The organism is Rhizobium sp. UFLA01-1127 (genome assembly GCF_059803845.1).
Window position 1 is genome coordinate 1 of sequence record NZ_JAUQTZ010000065.1, and the last position, 17,386, is coordinate 17,386.

A 17,386-nucleotide genomic window follows, 5' to 3' on the forward strand; every position below is an offset into this window, starting at 1 on the left:
CAATGGGTGGCCGACGAGCCATCGGCAGCTTTGCCGTCGATGCAGCGATAATACCAGTCGTCGAATTTTTGTACGCGCGCCTGCGGAGCCGGCTGCTGCGTGCTGCCTGCGGCTTCGGCTGCTTTCTGCTGGGCATCCGTATTGGCCGGTGCCGCCGCCGGCTGCTCCTGCGCCATACCGGGCGATGCATAAAGCGCCGACGAGACGAGGGCCACGCATGTAAGGGTCTTGACGGAAAATGCTTTATTCAAAGTCGAAAACGGCATGCAAACCTTCCCAAAGGCAACAATCTTCCGTTTGGGAAGGAGAGGTCCTTGCCCATCGGTCAACCATCAAATTTTTGAAACGACACACGATATTCTCTGAGGCCGATCATGGCCTGTGGGCTGGATAGCAGAATTCCAAATTATGCATCATAAAGTAGTGGGAATGCTGCCGTTACTTGCGCTCGTTTTTGGGGTAGCGTGTCGATTATGCAACAAACGCGCTTGCTTGCTTGAGACCTAAAGCCTCAGGATGAAAAACGGCGAATGCTCAGTAGGAAATGTGCCCATCGACGACGGAAGGCGCGCGCGAGGAAAGTTGCTGTTTCAACACCTGCCTCGCATCGTCGCTGATAAGCGACATGGGACCTGCGACTGCGACTTTCGCCGCAGAGCCCGCCAGGTCCGCGGTTCGCACCGCCGCCAGGCCAACTTGATCCGCAAGCGAGACTTGCCCCGTATCCAGCGACTGCCCTGCCAGCCGCCGTCCGAGCAGCTGGACCATGTCGCGATTGTCCGCAAATGTATTGTGGCCCAGCGCATCGTCCGGCTTGACGGAACTCGTGTCGATCACGGTGATCCCGAGTTTGGCCAAATCTGCGGCATAGGGGGTCGAATCGAAGCCGCCGACACGATTGACGCCACCGGAGAGCCATCGCGAAACCTGCAGCGCCTTATCCTTGGTCGAGGAAAAGATCGTGACGTGCGGACGCTGCGGCCCCATCTCGATCATCTGCCGGCGGAATACGTCGATGTCGATGTCAGGCGATGCCAAAATGACATTCTTCACTTTCGGCGGAATTGTCTTGTTGCGCATGGCAACGCCGCGCGACGCCTCGGCGGTCAGCCAGGACCCCATGAATGGGCGAGGATCGTAACCTCCCCGACATCGGGGCTCTTGGCAGCCTGCAGGATCATGTCCTCCAGCGCCCGACGTGAGAAATTCGTGCTCTCCTTGTCGTAGAGGTAATCGAAGACATTGCCGCGTGAGGGCCAGGTGAAAAGGATCGGCGCGGCGTCCGTTCCTGAATCGTGCATGATCTGCGCAAAGCGAAAGACTGCGTCGGAATAGGTATTGTTGAAGCCGTGCACGAAGATGACGACCTGTCGCTTGGCGTTGCGGTTCTTGCCGAACCATTCGAAAATGTCGCGCTCGGATGACACTCTCCCGGCCTTCAGGACGGCGAATTCCTTTTCGGGATTGGCCGGCACATGCGACGGCCATTGCACTTCGCCGATCTTGCGGTTTCGATCCGCAGGAATGGAAACGACGATATCGTTGAAGGAAATCGCCGTTCCGCGCTCGCCTGAGTAAAGTTCGCCCGGTTTGTCCGTCGGGCGACGGGTGGTCGCCACCATCATGTCCACGGTATTCGTGCCTGGCCCTGCCGCTGCGACCGGCTGGAGAACATTCTCCAGCCGCCCTGCGCAACCTGCCAATACCGACAGGGTCATGAGCACGGCAAAGCCCCTTCGTCCAACCTGTGACATCGGACCGCCCTCGTCAGTGCTGCAGGGGGGCGCGTGGAATGCGGAACCAGGCAACATACAAGGCGGGGAGGAAAAGCAGCGTCAGGAGCGTGCCGACGACGATGCCGCCCATCATCGCATAGGCCATCGGTCCCCAGAATATCTCCCTGGAGATCGGAATGAGCGCAAGCGTTGCCGCGGCGGCCGTCAGCATGATGGGCCGCATTCGATGCTCCGTCGCTTCGATGACGGCTTGCCAGGCCGGCACGCCCTCGCTTCGAAGGTGCTCGATCTGCACGACGAGGATCACCGAGTTGCGGATCAAGATGCCTATGAGGGCAAGCACGCCAAGGATTGCGACGAACCCCATGGGCGCGTTGCTGAAGAGAAGTGCGGTCACCACGCCGATAAGCGCTGTGGGAGCGACGGCGAACACCAGAAAGAGCCTGCTGAAACTTTGCAGCTGTATCATCAGGATCGTTGCCATGATGAACAGCATCAGCGGCGCGACCGCCACGATCGGCCCCTGCGCTTTCGCGCTTTCCTCGACCGAACCGCCATCGACGATATGGTAGCCACTTGGAAGGCTCTTGCGGAATTCATCGACCTTCGGCTGCAGTTCGGTGACGATCGTCGCGGGCTGCGTCGATCCCACGACGGCAGCCTTGATGGTGATGGTCGGTATGCGCGTCCGCCGCCAGATCGTCGGCTGTTCCAGCTCATAGCGGAAATTGGCAACCGCCGAGAGGGGTACGGACTTGCCGTTGGAACCAGCCAGCTGGAGGTTCTGCAGCGTCTCAATCGAACCGCGCTCGGCCGTCTGTGCCCTGCCGATCACATTGATCAGATAGATACCGTCGCGAATATTGGTCGCCGCCGTTCCTTCGACAATGCCGTTGAGAGCCGTTGCGATATCCTGCGACGATACTCCCAATTGCCGCGCCTTGTCCTGAAGAACGTCAAGCTTGACGACGCGAGACGGTTCGTTCCAGTCGAAGGTCATGTTGGACAGTAAGGGATGCTGGCCGACGATACCGGCAAATTGCTGGGCGATATCCCGGACCTTCTGGATGTCAGGCCCGCTGATGCGGTACTGCACCGGCTTGCCGACCGGAGGGCCGATGTCGAGCAGCTTCACGAACGCATCCGTTCCGGGGAAGGTCTTGGTCAGATAATCCTGCAGTTCGGCTTTGACCTTGTCGCGAACGTCGAGCCCCTTGGTGACGATCACCGTCTGACCGAAGGAGACGTCGGGTGTCTGGACATCGAAGGACAGGATGAAGCGGGGAGCGCCCTGTCCGACATAGCTAGTCCAATGATCGATGTCCTTATTGTTCGCCAGCATCTCGCGTTCGAACCTGGCCATCTGCTTGTTCGTCTCCGAAATCGAGCTGTTCTGCGGCAGGTTCCAGTCGACGATCAGTTCGGGTCGGTCGGAGGAAGGGAAGAACTGCTGCTGCACCAGGCTCATTCCGCCGATGGAGAGGGCAAACGTGGCCACGGTCGCGCCAATGGTTATCCAGCGCCAACGCAGGGCGAGGTTCAGTAGCCATGCAAAGGCGCGCGCAAAGCGGCCTTTCTGATCATGATGCGATTTCATGCTCTTCGGAAGGATCGTCACGCCGAGCAGCGGCGTAAACAACACCGCGACGATCCATGACACCAGGAGCGAAACGGCGATGACCACGAAGAGAGTAAACGTGAATTCGCCGGCAGCACTGGTGTTGAGACCGACGGGGATAAAGCCCGCGACCGTCACAAGCGTACCCGTCAACATCGGAAAGGCGGTCGAGGTATAGACGTAGGTCGCCGCCTTTCTCAGATCGTCGCCTACTTCCAGTCGGGCAACCATCATTTCGACGGCGATCATGGCGTCGTCAACGAGAAGGCCAAGGGCGATGATCAGCGCTCCAAGCGAAATACGCTGCATGGAAATGCCGGTATAGGCCATGACGAGAAAGGTGATTGCCAGCACGAGCGGAATGGAGATGGCAACCACGAGGCCAGCCCGGACGCCGAGGCTGATGAAGCTGATCGCAAGCACGATGACGATCGCCTCGAACAGCGCGCGCGTGAAGCCCGATACCGCATCGTCGACGACGGCAGGCTGATCGGAAACGCGCTGGACATCGACGCCGATAGGAAGATCGGCGGTGACCTGCTCGATTTCCTTGTCGAGCGCCTTGCCGAATTCAAGCAGATTCGCCCCGGTCTTCATGCCGATCGCAAGCCCGATGGCGGGCTGGCCATTATATCTGAACAGGGACGAGGGAGGATCGACATAGCCGCGTTTGATCGTCGCGACGTCTGTCAACGGAAAGAAGCGGTCGTTGACACGAAGATTGATCGATCTGAGGCTTTCCTCGGATGTGAACTGACCGCTCACCCGCAAGGCGATGCGCTCGGGACCGGCATCGACGAAACCGGACTGCGTGACGGCATTCTGCGCCTGAAGCGTGTCGATGACGGATTGCTGGTTGAGCCCGAGAGCTGCAATCTTTCGGGTGGAGAACTCGAGATAGATGGCCTCGTCCTGGGCGCCGATGATATCCACCTTGCCGACATTGGGAACCGTCAGCACTTTCGCACGCGCATCCTCGACCAGATCGCGAAGCTGGCGCTGCGTCAGCCCATCGCTGGTAAAGGCATAGATATTGCCATAGACGTCGCCGAAGCTGTCGTTGAAAAACGGTCCGACCACACCGCTTGGAAAATCGCCCTTGATGTCGCCGATCATGTTGCGGACCCGCATCCAGATGGCGTTGACATCCTTGGCCTTGGTCGTCGGCAGAAGCTCCACGAAAATCGTCGTCTGGCCCGCAACCGTCTCGCTCTTGGTATAATCGAGTGAATCCAGTTCCTCGAGCTTCTTTTCGATGCGGTCGGTGACCTGCTTGGTCACCTCCTCGGCCGATGCGCCAGGCCACTGCGCCTGAATGATCATGGTCTTGATGGTGAAGGCCGGATCTTCTTCGCGGCCCAGCCCGATATAGGAAAACGCGCCGGCCAGAATGAAAACGATCATGAAGTACCAGACGAGCGAACGATGCTCGAGCGCCCAGTCGGACAGGTTGAATTTTTTCACGGGGGGATCTTTCCTTAATCTACCCTGACGGCCTGGCCGTCGGCAAGCTTGTGAACGCCGGCAATGACGATACGTTCGCCGGGGTTGATGCCTTCGGCGATCCTCACGGAACCGCCCTCGACGAGATCCCCGTCGATCTTGACCGCGCGAATGGAGATCTTGCGGGCCGCGGTATCGACCACCCAGACGTTCGGCTTTCCATCCTTCATCAGGACGGATGACGACGGCAGCAGGATCATCGGGTCCGCAACGACGGTCGCAGTCGCGGTGACGACCGAGCCGAGGCGAAACGCAGCCGGCGGATCGATGAGCGTGATTTTCGTGCGGCGTGTGCGCGTCGTAGCCTCTGCCTCCGGCGCGATCTCTCGGACGACACCGCCCGCACGGATGCTCGGATCCAGCTGGAGGGCGACCTCGAAGGGCGATCCCACCTTGAGACCGTCGAAACTTGCCACCGGTATGTCGATGATGGCGTCACGCTGGTCCGGGCGGGCGACGGTGACAATGCTTTGGCCGGCGGAAACGACCTGACCCACTTCTGCGGAAGTCGCCGTCACGACACCGTCGAATTCCGCGCGAAGCTGCGCGTAGCCCAGCTGCTCTTCGGCCTTGTCCAAATTGGCCTGGGCCTTGGCAACCGAAGCACTCGCGCTCCTGCGCCCAAGTTCCGCCTCTTCGTAGGCCGCCTCGCTTCCCGATTTGCTCTCGAGCAAGGACCGCTGGCGCTCTTCGGTGGATGTCGCGTTGACCAGCTGCGCCTGCGCGTTCGAAAGCTCTGATTGCGAACTCTTGACCGCAAGCTCCAGTGAAAGCGGATCGATCGCGGCAACGACATCGCCCTTCTTGACGAGGTCGCCGACGCTGACCTTGCGCGCTATGACTCGCCCCAGAACCCTAAATGCGAGCTGTGTCTCGATCTTCGCCTCGATCGTCCCCGGCAGTGTCAGCGCGGAGGCCGCAGTGGACTGGGCGACAACGGAAAGTACGGGGCGCGGCGGCTCGTAGTGAGCTTCTTCCTGCTTCTGGCAAGAGGTCAGCAGCAATGATCCAAGGACCGCAAGGCCGACCGTGATACGGATGTTCATTTTACAGCTCCCTTGTCGTAGGTGACGACTTGGCCCGGTCGCAGGAATTTCGCACCGTCGACGACGACGATCTCACCCGGAGATACGCCCGCCCGCACTGCAAAGCGGCCCGTCTCATAGCCAGAGACATCGATTTGGTGCAGCGATACGCTCGACGACGCGGGATCGATGATCCAGACGGCCGGCTTCCCGCTTTTTGAAGTCATGGCCGACCAGGGCAATTCGATCGCATCTCGTGCTACGGACCGAAAAAGGCCGACCACGGGAGCGCCGAGCTGCATGTCCGGCGCCCCTTCGAGCCCGACCTTGACCCTGATCGTCCCGGTCGACGGGTCGATCGTGGGCGAGATTTCGCGCACCGGCGCCTCTATTTTGCGGGACGGCGACGAAAGCAGGCTGACGGCAACTTGGCTTTCAAGGTTGCGCCCCAGATAAAGCGACTCGAAGACGTTGAAGACAGCATCTCGAGGACCGTCATGCGCAAGCGTAAAGACCAGTTGCGCCGCTTGCGCGACCTGCCCTACTTCGGCGTTTCGGGCGGTGATGACGCCATCGGCATCGGCGCGCAGTTCGGTATAAGAGAGCGCGTCCTGTGCGGTGTCGAGTTGAGCTTGTGCCGATTTCACGCTTCCCTGGGCGGTCAGCAGAGCTTCCTGGGCCTGATCAAGTGCCGCGCGGGTCGTCACCTGTGTCCTGAAGAGGTTTTGCTGCCGGTCGAAGGCGAGCTGGGCCTGTGTCTGCTGAGCGAGCGCCGATTGCAGGTTGGCGGTGGCAACCTCCAGATCGGCTTTCTGTTCTTCGGCGTCCATACGGGCAAGCACCTGCCCCCGCTTCACCAATGAGCCGACATCGGCGAGACGTTCGACAATGCGCCCGCTGACCCGGAAGGAGAGGTCGCTTTCGACGCGTGCGCTGATCTCGCCAGTGATGGCGTTGTTTTCGACGAGCGGCGTGACCTTGGCCACGGCGGTCTCCACGTTCTTCGGCTTTGCTTCACTCTCGGCCTGCTTTTCGCATGAGGACAGCGCGATGGCACTCGCACCCAGCCATGCGATGACAAGGATAGTTTTCATGATTTGACCTCTTGCATCCGTTGGCGGGAGGAATATTATTGACTGACTCGTTAGTCAATAGAAATTATCTTGACGCCGATGCGTCAATTGCGCTGAAGGTGGAATCATGACCGATCTGAAAAAGCTGACGCGTGCGGAGCAAAAGGCTCGCCGCCCCGTGCAGATTCTGGATGCGGCGTTCGAAGAGTTCGTCGAGCGCGGCTACGTCGCAACGCGGGTCGAGGATATTGCCGCCAGAATCGGAGTAACCAAGGGTACGATCTATGTTTACTTCGAGACCAAGGAGCAGCTTTTCGAAGCGATGATCCGACACATTTCGGGGCCGCTCGAAAATCTGCTGGCAAGCGCGAATGAGCTGAAGGGAACCGCCACGGAGCGGCTTCAGGGAAATATCGAGCTGATCTACGATCTCATAGTCAACGATCGCAAATTGCGGGAACTGATGAGGTTCGTCATCGCCGAAGGTTCGCGCTTCCCTCAGGTCGTCGATAGGCATCACGACGTATTTATCGATCCTCTCGAGCGACAGATGCAGTCCCTTATCGAGGAAGGCATGAGAAATGGCGAGTTCCGGCGGGCGCCGGCTGCGTTTTCCGACGCAATCGTGGCGCCGGCCATAGCCTTTCTGTTCTTCAAGCTTCTTTTCGACGAGCGGCGGAGCCTGGATAAAGCCACCTATCTGGAAGCGCATATCGATCTCGTCCTCAACGGATTGCTGACCTGATCCGCCGGTTGTTTGGCTGGCTCCCGTCGGCATGCTGATGCTGCAGATCGAAAAGATCCGCATCCGGATGTCGAGCAGATTCCGTGGAAGGGATATCATCGCGCAGTGTTTCGGCGCGTCGCCTGAACTCTCCATGAAGTGGCCCTCATGCTTTCGACCGCCATCAGACTAAAGTCTGGCCCATGATCAGACCTCGGTCTGAAGATGCCTTCTTTGGTCCTAATGCCATGGATTGCCTCGGCCTTTGCACCAGTTGTTTCCGGCGATGGAAGCGGCGGAATGCCCGATCGCCATCGCAATGCATGCGGAGAAGGTCGATGAATATGAACGGCGTCCTTGAAAGCGGCACCCCGGCTACTGCCGCAGTTTCCGATGGCAGCAATGTCACGCTGTCGGCTGCGAGATAACCGGCCATGCAGCAGACGAAGCGAATCCTGGTTACCGGCGGCGCGGGCTTTCTCGGCTCATTCCTGTGCGAACGGCTTTTGCTGGAAGGACACGAGGTCATCTGCGCTGACAATTTCTTTACAGGACGGAAAAGCAATATCTTCCACCTGCTTGACAACAAGTCCTTCGAAATCGTTCGCCACGACATCACCTTTCCCCTCTATGTGGAGGTCGACGAGATCTATAATCTCGCCTGTCCGGCGAGCCCGGTTCACTATCAGTTCGATCCGGTGCAGACGACCAAGACCAGCGTTCATGGCGCTATCAACATGCTCGGCCTCGCCAAGCGGGTCGGTGCCAAGGTCCTTCAGGCCTCGACATCAGAAGTCTATGGCGATCCCGAAATTCATCCCCAGCAGGAGGATTATTGGGGCCGGGTGAATCCGATAGGACTGCGCTCCTGTTACGACGAAGGCAAGCGCTGCGCCGAGACCCTGTTCTTCGATTACTGGCGTCAGCACCGGCTGCGCATCAAGGTGGCGCGCATTTTCAACACCTATGGTCCGCGAATGCGCCCCGATGACGGCCGCGTCGTTTCCAACTTCATCGTACAGGCGCTGCAGAACAAGCCGATAACGGTTTACGGCAGCGGCCAGCAGACACGATCGTTCTGCTATGTCGACGACCTCATCGATGGTCTGGTGCGGCTGATGGGGACAAAGGATGAGGTGACCGGCCCGATCAATCTCGGCAATCCGGCGGAGTTCACGATGCTGGAGCTTGCCAACCTCGCGATAGAGCTGACCGGAAGCAGCTCGACGATAAAATACCTGCCCCTGCCCGCCGATGACCCTCGGCAGCGGCAGCCGGATATCGAGGTTGCATCGCGCGAACTCGGCTGGAAGCCGAAGGTTCAACTGAGGGCCGGGCTTGGCGAAACGATCGCATATTTCGAGGATCTGCTGTCGACCGTCCCGCACGCGATCGCTGCCGAATGAGAACGGTCCTTGTCACCGGCGGAGCCGGCTATATCGGATCGCATTGCTGCAAGGCCTTCGCCGAGGCCGGGTGGTCGGTCGTCACCTATGACAATCTGTCCCGTGGTTGGCGCGATGCGGTCAAATGGGGACCGCTGGTCGAGGGCGACATTGCCGACGCCGGGACGGTTGCGGCGGCGCTGCGCCAGTACCGCCCGGATGTGGTCGCCCATTTCGCGGCCTACGCCTATGTCGGCGAATCCGTCGAGTTTCCAGAGCTCTATTATCGGAACAATAGTTTCGGGACGCTGGTTCTCATCGAGGAAATGCTGAAAGCAGGCGTCAATAGGCTGATTTTTTCAAGCACTTGCGCATCCTACGGCATTCCGACCCGTACCCCGATCGACGAGACCCATCCGCAATGGCCGATCAATCCCTATGGGTGGTCGAAATTCATGATCGAGCGGATGGTGGAGGATTTCTCGCGTGCCCGCGGTCTCAATGCGGTGATGCTGCGGTATTTCAATGCGGCCGGCTGCGACCCCGATGGCGAGATCGGCGAGCGGCACGAGCCGGAGACTCATGTCGTTCCGCTCGCTATAGAGGCGGCGATCAGGTCTGGCCGAACCTTCACCATCAATGGCACCGACTTCGACACGCGCGACGGCACCGCCGTCCGCGACTACATCCATGTCAGCGATCTCGCCGAGGCGCATGTTCTTGGCGGCGAAAAACTGTTGCGGGACGAGGGGGTACATGTCTACAACCTCGGCACCGGCAACGGAACGACCGTTAGGGAATTGGCCGATGCCGTCGGCCGCATTTCCGGACAAAGCCTTGCCGTTGCCTTTGGTTCCCGCAGACCCGGCGATCCACCCGCCCTCGTCGCCGCGGCCGATAAGGCCAGGCGTGAGCTTGGATGGGTGCCTCGCCGTTCCAGCATCGACCGGATCATCGAGACGGCACTTGCCTGGCATAGCAGCCGGATGTGATCCTTAGCTGCTTGCCGTTGTCAGAAACTCGTCGAGAGCGGCGCCGACCGCTTCGATCGAGAAATTTTCCGCCACCCGCCGTCGGGCAGCCGCGCCCAGCTGTGCCCGAAGAGTTTCGTCGCCTCTCAATCTTGCCAGGGCCTGCACAATGTCTTCGGGCTGTTCCCGTCTCACCATCAGGCCGCCCGAGGCCTCGCCGTCGACGAGAATATCAGGCAGACCCTGCGCATCCGAAGCGATGACGGGGAGGCCGCAGGCCATGGCTTCCAATGGCGCAACCGGCATGCCTTCGATGCGCGACGCTGTGACATGGACGTCGGCCGCCGACAGCCAGCGCCGGATCAGGGGCCGCTCCGTCATGTAGCCGGTTAACCATTGCACATTCGCCAGGCCGCTTTCACGAAGCAGCCTTGCGAAAGCGTCATTGTCCTGGCCCGAGCCGATGATTACCAGCTGGGTGGAAGGACCGCCCGAGAAGCGCGTCCAGGCTTTCAGAAGGACATCAAGCCCCTTGCGGCGGATATCGATGCGGCCGTGATTGAGAGCGATGAAGCAATCCTGCGGCAGGCCGAGATTTGCTCGCGCTTCGCTGCGATCCATCGCCTGCCATTCACGGCTATCCAGCGGATTGGGAATATTCGCCACATTGGGAGCAATGCGCGGATAAGCCTTAGCGAGACGGCTGCGCTCTGCGGCGGAGGCAACGATCAGACCGTGGCAAGCGCGCAGCGAGAGCTGTCTTGCGGCGGCCTCGATCCAGGACAGTGTGCGATCTCCGCCCTGAAAGGTGGCAAAGAGGGGCAGGTTTAGGCTGCACGCCAGCCATGCCAGCGCATCGAAACGCGTATATTCGTACTCCTGAGCAAGAAGCAGATCGCATCCGGAGCGAGAAAGTATCTCGCGGAAGGCGGGAAGCGGCGTTCGAGACCAGCGCCGCAGGCTATAGGCGGCGGGGGAATGACCCTGCCGGGATCGTCTTGCCGGTGCGACCCAGATCGGTGTGCCTGTGCCCGAATGTTCGTAGCACTCAATCCTGCTCACCCGCTCGGATGCACAGACGATGATCGGCTTGTGACCAACCGAGACCAGCGCCGCCGCATAGCCGAACAGCCAGCCTCCCGTCATCTGCTCGACGAAATCCTGAAGTTCGAGCCCGATCGGCTCGAGAAATTCTTCGATCACGTCTCCCCATGGGAAAAGGGCGATCACCTTTGGTATCCGATGCTCCCTCATTTGCGCCAGGCAAAGGCGGTCTCGGTGCCGCGCGTGGACGGTCGGTGCATCAGGTAGCCGAGGAAGGTCACGGGTGCCGCCAGCGCGTAAAGCACCTTGCGGCGCCGGCGGCCAAAGCGGGAAAATGAAACATCATGGAAAAAAGCTGTGGCGGCGTTGATGAATGTCGCGCGCTTTTCCGGTTGCCTGTCGAAAAGGGCTGCAAGTTCCGGATCCCGGTATCCTCGCCTGACATGGCCCCACGCGCGCATCAATTCGCTTTCATGCGGACAGTGGCGTTTCATGACGCTGAAATATGGGTAATGCCAGTTGATCTCGGGAGTGGAAATCAGGACATATCCGCCCGGCCTTACTACCCGCAGCGCCTCCTGTGCGGCGCGGCGGTCTTCCTCGATATGCTCAAGCACGTCGAACATCGTGACGATATCGAAACTGTCGTCGTCCATCGGCAGCGAACAGGCGTCGCCGCAAATGAAGGTCGAGTTCGCCCAGGAGGGCTGGTGGTCGGCCAATTCGGGGTCGATATCGAGCGTGACGATTTCGGCTTGCGGATAGAGAATGCTGGCAAGACCGCTGCGACCGCCGCCGATTTCCAGCACCCGTCCGGTGCCGCCGGTTTCCGCCGGTGCCACGCGATGGATGGCGCGCATCTTTTCGCGGTAGAACAAACCGTCCGTCAGCCCGTTCGGATAAGGATTCCCGGATAGAAACCGGCGAAGTGGTGCCTTCTTGATCATCACGCTGTTTCCTTGTCGGCAGTCACGGTTACACCACCCATCGGGGTACGCCGCATTCTCCAGCCGAAGCGCAGGAGAAACTGCAGGCCGGCGAGCCATCCCTGTACTTCGGCCGCCAAAATCCCGAGCCTGCCCGGCGGCCCTTCGAAAAGCGCCTTGACGAAGGTCTTGGCGAAATAGACCGGCAGCTGCCTGCCGATGCGCACGATGTTTCCGCGATCGCCGAAATTGTCGTACTGCGCCACCAGAGCTGCGACGTGGCCCTTCATGTAGGCTCTGATCTGCCGCTTGAGACCCGCCCAGTCGCTGCGGTGGTGATGGAAGACGACGGCGCGGGGCTCGTAGACGCACGCGCCACCGGCCGCCAGCAGCCGGTACCAAAGCTCTGAATCTTCGGAGCATCCCGCCGCACCCGCGCCGAGGCGTTCGTCGAAAAGGCCGACCCGCTCGAATACCGATCGCCGAAAAGCCATGTTGGCACCCGCACCGATCTTCCAGACATGCGCTCCGCTGGGCCGCGTCTCCTCGAAGAAGCGTCTGTCGAAGCTAAGCGGCACGAAGGTCGAGCCGAAACCGCCCATCGTGAACTGAAAGAAGCATTGTGCCGCCGTATCGAGACGCGCCGGCAACACCAGACCCGTAAACGCCTCCACATCCCGCTCGGCAAAGACGCCTGCGATTTCTGCGGTCCAGCCAGGATGGGCTTCGACGTCGTCGTCTGTGAAGGCGACGATCTCAAACCGGCTTGTTTGAACGCCGGTGTTTCGGGCTCGGCTTAGGCCGGAACGAGGTTCGTGGGCATAGCGAAAATCGGGGAATTGCCCGCAGATGTCCCTCGCATTCCCATCCTGAGAATTGTCGACGACGACGATCTCGCCCGGAGGGCTGCGCTGCGCTGCAAGGCTGGCCAGGCATTTGCTCAGAGCCGGACCGCGATCGCGGGTGCAGATGACCACGGACATGTCCTGCGCCGAGGCGCAGGATGGCTTTGCGATCGCGTCGAGCGTCTCTACCGGATTTTGTGCATCAAGCGCCGCCTCAAGCGAGAGCGCGGGCTTTGGCCATCCTTCATAGGTGGCACGCAACGGTGCGCCGAGCCCGATGCTGCGTGCTTGAAGTTGCGCAGCCGCATATTCGGCGGCAAGCTGGCGCAATTGAGAGGCCCCGTAAGGTAGCTCGTCCTTGAGGGATGCCCGTGCTCCCAGCGGCAGGTCTTTCCACCAGAAGACCGACAATGCGGGCTCGCGATCGCTACTGATATCGGCGGCCGCCAGATCGACATGCCTCACCTCAAGACGTTCTGCCCTCATGAATTGCGCTCCTGGATCGACCGGATACGGGCGCGTGAGCGATCATATTCGCCGGCAAGGCCATAGATTCCGCCCCACAGCTCCGCGATACCGAAGCGCAGCTCATGGCCACGCAACCGGCGAGCAGCGCGGGCAAGCGCCTTCAACTGGTCGAAGAACCACCAACGGACCATGGCGCGATGGCGTGCCCGCATTTCATCATCGGTGCGATAGCTTTTGACGAGAAATGCCATCATGCCGAGGCCCCAGGTCCAGTATTGCCGCCTGAGCTGCGGCATGGTTTCGCGATGCTCGTGATATACGGCATATTCCGGCTCATAGATCATCGGGCGTCCAGAGCGCAGAACGCGGTAGAATATATCGAGATCGCCGCCTCCGGGCAGTGGCGCTCCCGTATCGAGCGCTTCATCGAAGCCGCCAAGCTCGATCAGCAATTTACGGTCGAAGGCCATGTTGCAGCCAGCTCCGAGGATGCCGGCACCGACGGGATGGAGCGGGTTGTCAAAGCGCGCCTTGTGAAACTCCCTGCGCGCAAAGCCGCGGCCAAACCCTCCGCGCCGTTCGAAAAAGACCTGCGCTTGCGTGTCGAGACGAAACGGCAGCACGAGACCGGTGAAGCCGCCGACGCCGGGGCTGTCGCGGCACGCCTTGGCAAGGCCTGCAAGCCAATTGCGATCCACCACGACATCATCGTCCAGATAGGCGACAATATCGCCCCAGGCCGCATGAAGGGCGGCATTTCGGGCGAAATCCAGCCCCGCCTTCGGTTCGAAAACGTAGCGTATATCGCGGAAGCTCTCGACGGCTTCGCGCGTGGCCGTATCCACCGAGGCATTATCGACTACGATGATCTCGGTGAACTGGAAGGGAGATTCACCGCGAAGCTGATCGAGCGAGCGCAGCAAACGACAAAGGCGCTGCGCGCGATCCTTGGTGCAGATTGCGATGCTGAGGCTCGGCAGCAGCGCATCCTGCGCCGGTGACCGCGCCGTCAGCTCCTCCTCCAGCTTTGCAACGAGGATGCGCTGGGCAAACCTCTCGCCGGCAAGAGCTTTCAGATTTCCGACCGTCAGTGTCGATCCCGCGGGCCGCTCGATCATTTCGAATGCGAGCAGTCTGCCTTGCCACCGCGCCACCAGGCCGATACCGGTCTGTTCGGCCGAGAGTTCGATCGGCGCCAGAGGCTGCGACAACTCGATCTCAATAAGCTTGTAACTCATCACCCAACTCCCGCCTGCTGCGGCCGTGCTGAAATTCGTGGAGCCTGGAAAAATGTCCCTGCCGTTCGAAGAGCTCGTCCGGCGAGCCGGCCTCGACCACGCGACCCTTCGTCATGACGATGATCTGATCGGCCGCCAGAACGGTCGAGAGCCGGTGAGCGATCACGACGACGGTGCGGTTGTGCGAGTACTCGTCGAGCGCAAGCTGAAACGCCTGTTCGGTTTCGGCGTCGAGCGCGTTCGTCGCCTCATCCAGAAGCAGAATATCGGGATTTCGAAGGATCGTTCGGGCGAGCGCTACGCGCTGCCTTTGCCCGCCCGACAGGCGCATTCCCTGGTCGCCGATCCGTGTCTCGTAGCCATCCGGGAGTAGCCGGATGAAATCGTCCGCCTTGGCGATTTCGGCAGCCTTGCGGATGTCGGCTGGTCCGGCCTTCAGATCGCCATAGGCGATGTTCGCTGAAATTGCGTCATTGAAGAGATGGACCTCCTGCGACATCAGCGACAGGCGCTTGCGCCAACTGCGAAGATCGAATTCCGGTAGAGGCGTTCCGTCGGCGACGATCGTACCGGATGTCGGATCCATGAAGCGAAAGAGCAGAGCCATAACCGTGGATTTTCCCGCCCCCGACTCGCCGACGATCGCTGTGGTCTTGCCGGCGGGAATGCTGAAGGAGACATCCTCCAGTGCGAGCGGCTGTCCGGGCGCATAGCGGAAAGAGACATTGCGGAATTCGACGGCTTGTCCGAAGGCGGGGGCCTGCACGCGCCCGTCTGAGAGAAAGGGCCTCGCCGTCGCGCGGAGGAAGTCATCGACATCGTCTATGCTGCCGGCGAGCCCGTCGAGCGCGATCTTCGACTGCAGCAGTTCCCGCGTCGGGCCTTGAAGACGATACAGCAGCGAGAGAAACGCGGCCAGCACCGCAATGCCCAGGCCCACCGACTCAGCGACCAGGACGAGCGCGCCGATCAGGATCGTAATCGAGATTTCCGAGACAGGCCCCGGTGTCGCCCACAGCATATCGAGCTTCAGAAGGCGTCGCCGCACATTGTCGGAAATCTTGCGGAAGCGATTGCGCTCATAGTCCTCCTGAGTAAAAGCGCGGATCAATTGCAGCGCGTTGATGCTCTCCCACATCCTCAAGCCGAACTGCTTGTTTTCCTCGACGACGGCCTTGCCGGTCTCGTCCGCACGCCGCGTGGCCAGACGAATGGCCATGGCCCCGATAAGCAGGAACGTCATCGAGAAAAAGGTCAGCCGGACGGAAATCAAGAGCATCAGCAGCATGAAGACGACGAAGGTGCAGAAACAGATCATCAAACGGTAGGCGAGGCTTAAGGCCTGACTGACCTTCCAGGTGTTGTTGGCGATCGTCGTAATGATATCCGAGCGCTTGTTGTCCACCCGGTAGTCGGTGCACGAGCTGATCGTCTGGTCGAATACCCTTGCCCTCAGCCGATGTGCGACGAGACCGTCGATATACCGGGTCACCCAGGTATTGATGAGATGGACGGCATTCTTGAGGAGGATGCTGACGCACAGCACGCCCACCAGGAATGCCGTCAAATGGCTTTGCGGAACGGCCGCCAGAAGGCGGTCGAAAACTCGCTGCCATTCTCCCTGCTGCGCCGTTGCGGCGCCGAGGCTTTGAATGAGGGGAATGAAGAGAAAGAGACCTGCACCCTCGAGAACCGCGGCGGCAAGGCCGAGCCCGACGATGGTTGGTCCTGCCCAGGCAGGCGCCTCCGCCAGCCGGAAGAGCCGTTGCAGCCGCGTGAGGAGGGAATTGCCCGACCTCATTGGGTCGTCTCCATATAGAGCGGCCGCAACTCGGCGTTTCTTTGCAAGCCCCTCAGCCGAGCCTTGAGCCAGTCGGGAACCAGTCTGGCGCGGCAATATACGTCGAGCATGTTCGGCAGGTTCGAAATTGCCAGGCGCGGCTCCAATGCCAGAAATCGCTTCAACAGCTCCCAGCCGTCGAAAAATCGTCCGCTGACAAACGCCCTTACGACAAGCCAGTGGATCATGTCGACCAGATGAGCGTCGAGGTCGCTGCCATACTGAGGATATTTTTCGCGGTATTCGGCAAGGACGATTTCGCACGAAGCGAGCATCCGCTTGACGTCGCTCGACATGTTCGTGTTCGTCATGCGATAGCCGACCAGGTGTTGCTGTATGACGCGAAACTCGTAGCTCTCCGCAATTCTGAGGCAGATCAGAAGATCCTCGCAGCCCTGGGCATTGCGTGCCCTGAGCGACGGGTCGAATTGCCCGGCCCTTTCGAAGGCGGAACGGCGCATGAGCATCGAGCTGCCGTTACCGACGAAATTGTTTCTGCACATGCGCTGAAGCACATGTCCCTCGGCGCTCGGCCGGTTATGGAGGGAAAAAACACGGCTGTGCTCGTCGATGAGGGCGTACCAGCAATAGGCCAATCCAACCGATGGGCCGCCCGCTTCCAGAGCTTGCCATTGAAGGGCGATCTTTGACGGAGCCCATAAATCGTCGGCATCGATAAATGCGAGAAACTCGGCATCGGTCGCAGCCGCGCCATTGTTACGAGCTGCGGCGACACCGCTATTGGCCTGTCGAACGATGCGGATTCGCGGGTCCCGCATTGCGCATTCGTCCACGATCGACAATGACCGATCCGACGAACCATCATCGACAATGACGATGTCAAGCGCTTGATGTGTCTGGCGGCAGATGCTGGCCAAGGTCGCGCCAATTGTTCGTTCGGCGTTGAACATCGGTACGACTACCGCGACCGTAGCGCTTCGCTCAGCTCCCACAGTCATTGCCACCATTGGCGATGAGGCCGACGAACCC

The 17,386-nt window shown here is 60.2% G+C and carries 12 protein-coding genes and 2 pseudogenes; 3 read left to right on the forward strand and 11 right to left on the reverse strand.

Going from position 1 to position 17,386, the window contains the following annotated elements; genetic code table 11:
• The 5 genes and pseudogenes from Q4Q11_RS17355 to Q4Q11_RS17375 form a co-directional block, all read right to left on the reverse strand.
• Nucleotides 1-266: pseudogene (locus Q4Q11_RS17355) on the reverse strand (invasion associated locus B family protein); the annotation flags it as partial.
• 268 nt (nucleotides 267-534) lie between these two features.
• A pseudogene (locus Q4Q11_RS17360) lies at nucleotides 535-1,811 on the reverse strand (alpha/beta hydrolase).
• Nucleotides 1,768-4,818, reverse strand: a complete 3,051-nt coding sequence (locus Q4Q11_RS17365; protein WP_498570279.1) for an efflux RND transporter permease subunit — start codon at nucleotides 4,816-4,818, stop codon at nucleotides 1,768-1,770. Before Q4Q11_RS17365 ends, Q4Q11_RS17360 begins: the two are co-directional and overlap by 44 nt.
• A 14-nt stretch (nucleotides 4,819-4,832) precedes the next feature.
• On the reverse strand, nucleotides 4,833-5,903 hold the full coding sequence (locus Q4Q11_RS17370) for an efflux RND transporter periplasmic adaptor subunit (RefSeq protein ID WP_112502414.1): 1,071 nt from the start codon (nucleotides 5,901-5,903) through the stop codon (nucleotides 4,833-4,835).
• Nucleotides 5,900-6,976: an efflux RND transporter periplasmic adaptor subunit gene (locus Q4Q11_RS17375; protein ID WP_112502417.1), complete on the reverse strand. Its 1,077-nt coding sequence runs from the start codon at nucleotides 6,974-6,976 to the stop codon at nucleotides 5,900-5,902. The genes Q4Q11_RS17370 and Q4Q11_RS17375 overlap by 4 nt, the downstream gene beginning before the upstream one ends.
• Nucleotides 6,977-7,082: 106 nt before the next feature.
• Here Q4Q11_RS17375 and Q4Q11_RS17380 point away from each other — a divergent pair, with 106 nt between their 5' ends.
• From Q4Q11_RS17380 to galE, 3 genes are all read left to right on the forward strand, one after another.
• Nucleotides 7,083-7,700, forward strand: coding sequence for a TetR/AcrR family transcriptional regulator (locus Q4Q11_RS17380; RefSeq protein WP_112502420.1), 618 nt, complete (start codon nucleotides 7,083-7,085; stop codon nucleotides 7,698-7,700).
• A gap of 413 nt (nucleotides 7,701-8,113) precedes the next feature.
• Nucleotides 8,114-9,085 carry a UDP-glucuronic acid decarboxylase family protein gene (locus Q4Q11_RS17385; RefSeq protein ID WP_112502423.1) on the forward strand — a complete coding sequence of 324 codons (972 nt, stop codon included), beginning with the start codon at nucleotides 8,114-8,116 and terminating at the stop codon, nucleotides 9,083-9,085.
• Nucleotides 9,082-10,056, forward strand: a complete 975-nt coding sequence (galE, locus tag Q4Q11_RS17390) for a UDP-glucose 4-epimerase GalE (RefSeq protein ID WP_112502426.1) — start codon at nucleotides 9,082-9,084, stop codon at nucleotides 10,054-10,056. Before Q4Q11_RS17385 ends, galE begins: the two co-directional genes overlap by 4 nt.
• Nucleotides 10,057-10,059: 3 nt before the next feature.
• On the opposite strand, the gene Q4Q11_RS17395 is transcribed toward galE, so the two are convergent.
• From Q4Q11_RS17395 to Q4Q11_RS17420, 6 genes are read right to left on the reverse strand one after another with little or no spacing between them, the layout of a single operon-like run.
• Nucleotides 10,060-11,265, reverse strand: a complete 1,206-nt coding sequence (locus tag Q4Q11_RS17395; RefSeq protein WP_498570280.1) for a glycosyltransferase family 4 protein — start codon at nucleotides 11,263-11,265, stop codon at nucleotides 10,060-10,062.
• A gap of 20 nt (nucleotides 11,266-11,285) precedes the next feature.
• The gene (locus Q4Q11_RS17400) at nucleotides 11,286-12,026 is read right to left on the reverse strand and encodes a class I SAM-dependent methyltransferase (protein WP_112502431.1); all 741 of its coding nucleotides are present in this window, start codon (nucleotides 12,024-12,026) and stop codon (nucleotides 11,286-11,288) included.
• On the reverse strand, nucleotides 12,026-13,336 hold the full coding sequence (locus tag Q4Q11_RS17405) for a glycosyltransferase family 2 protein (RefSeq protein ID WP_498570281.1): 1,311 nt from the start codon (nucleotides 13,334-13,336) through the stop codon (nucleotides 12,026-12,028). Before Q4Q11_RS17405 ends, Q4Q11_RS17400 begins: the two co-directional genes overlap by 1 nt.
• Nucleotides 13,333-14,556 (reverse strand): glycosyltransferase family 2 protein, encoded by a 1,224-nt coding sequence (locus tag Q4Q11_RS17410; protein ID WP_498570282.1) that lies wholly within the window; start codon nucleotides 14,554-14,556, stop codon nucleotides 13,333-13,335. The genes Q4Q11_RS17405 and Q4Q11_RS17410 overlap by 4 nt, the downstream gene beginning before the upstream one ends.
• Nucleotides 14,537-16,357: an ABC transporter ATP-binding protein gene (locus tag Q4Q11_RS17415; protein ID WP_498570283.1), complete on the reverse strand. Its 1,821-nt coding sequence runs from the start codon at nucleotides 16,355-16,357 to the stop codon at nucleotides 14,537-14,539. Before Q4Q11_RS17415 ends, Q4Q11_RS17410 begins: the two co-directional genes overlap by 20 nt.
• A complete protein-coding gene (locus Q4Q11_RS17420; RefSeq protein WP_498570284.1) occupies nucleotides 16,354-17,355 on the reverse strand; it encodes a glycosyltransferase family 2 protein in 1,002 nt (333 codons plus the stop codon). The genes Q4Q11_RS17415 and Q4Q11_RS17420 overlap by 4 nt, the downstream gene beginning before the upstream one ends.
• Nucleotides 17,356-17,386: the final 31 nt, after the last annotated feature.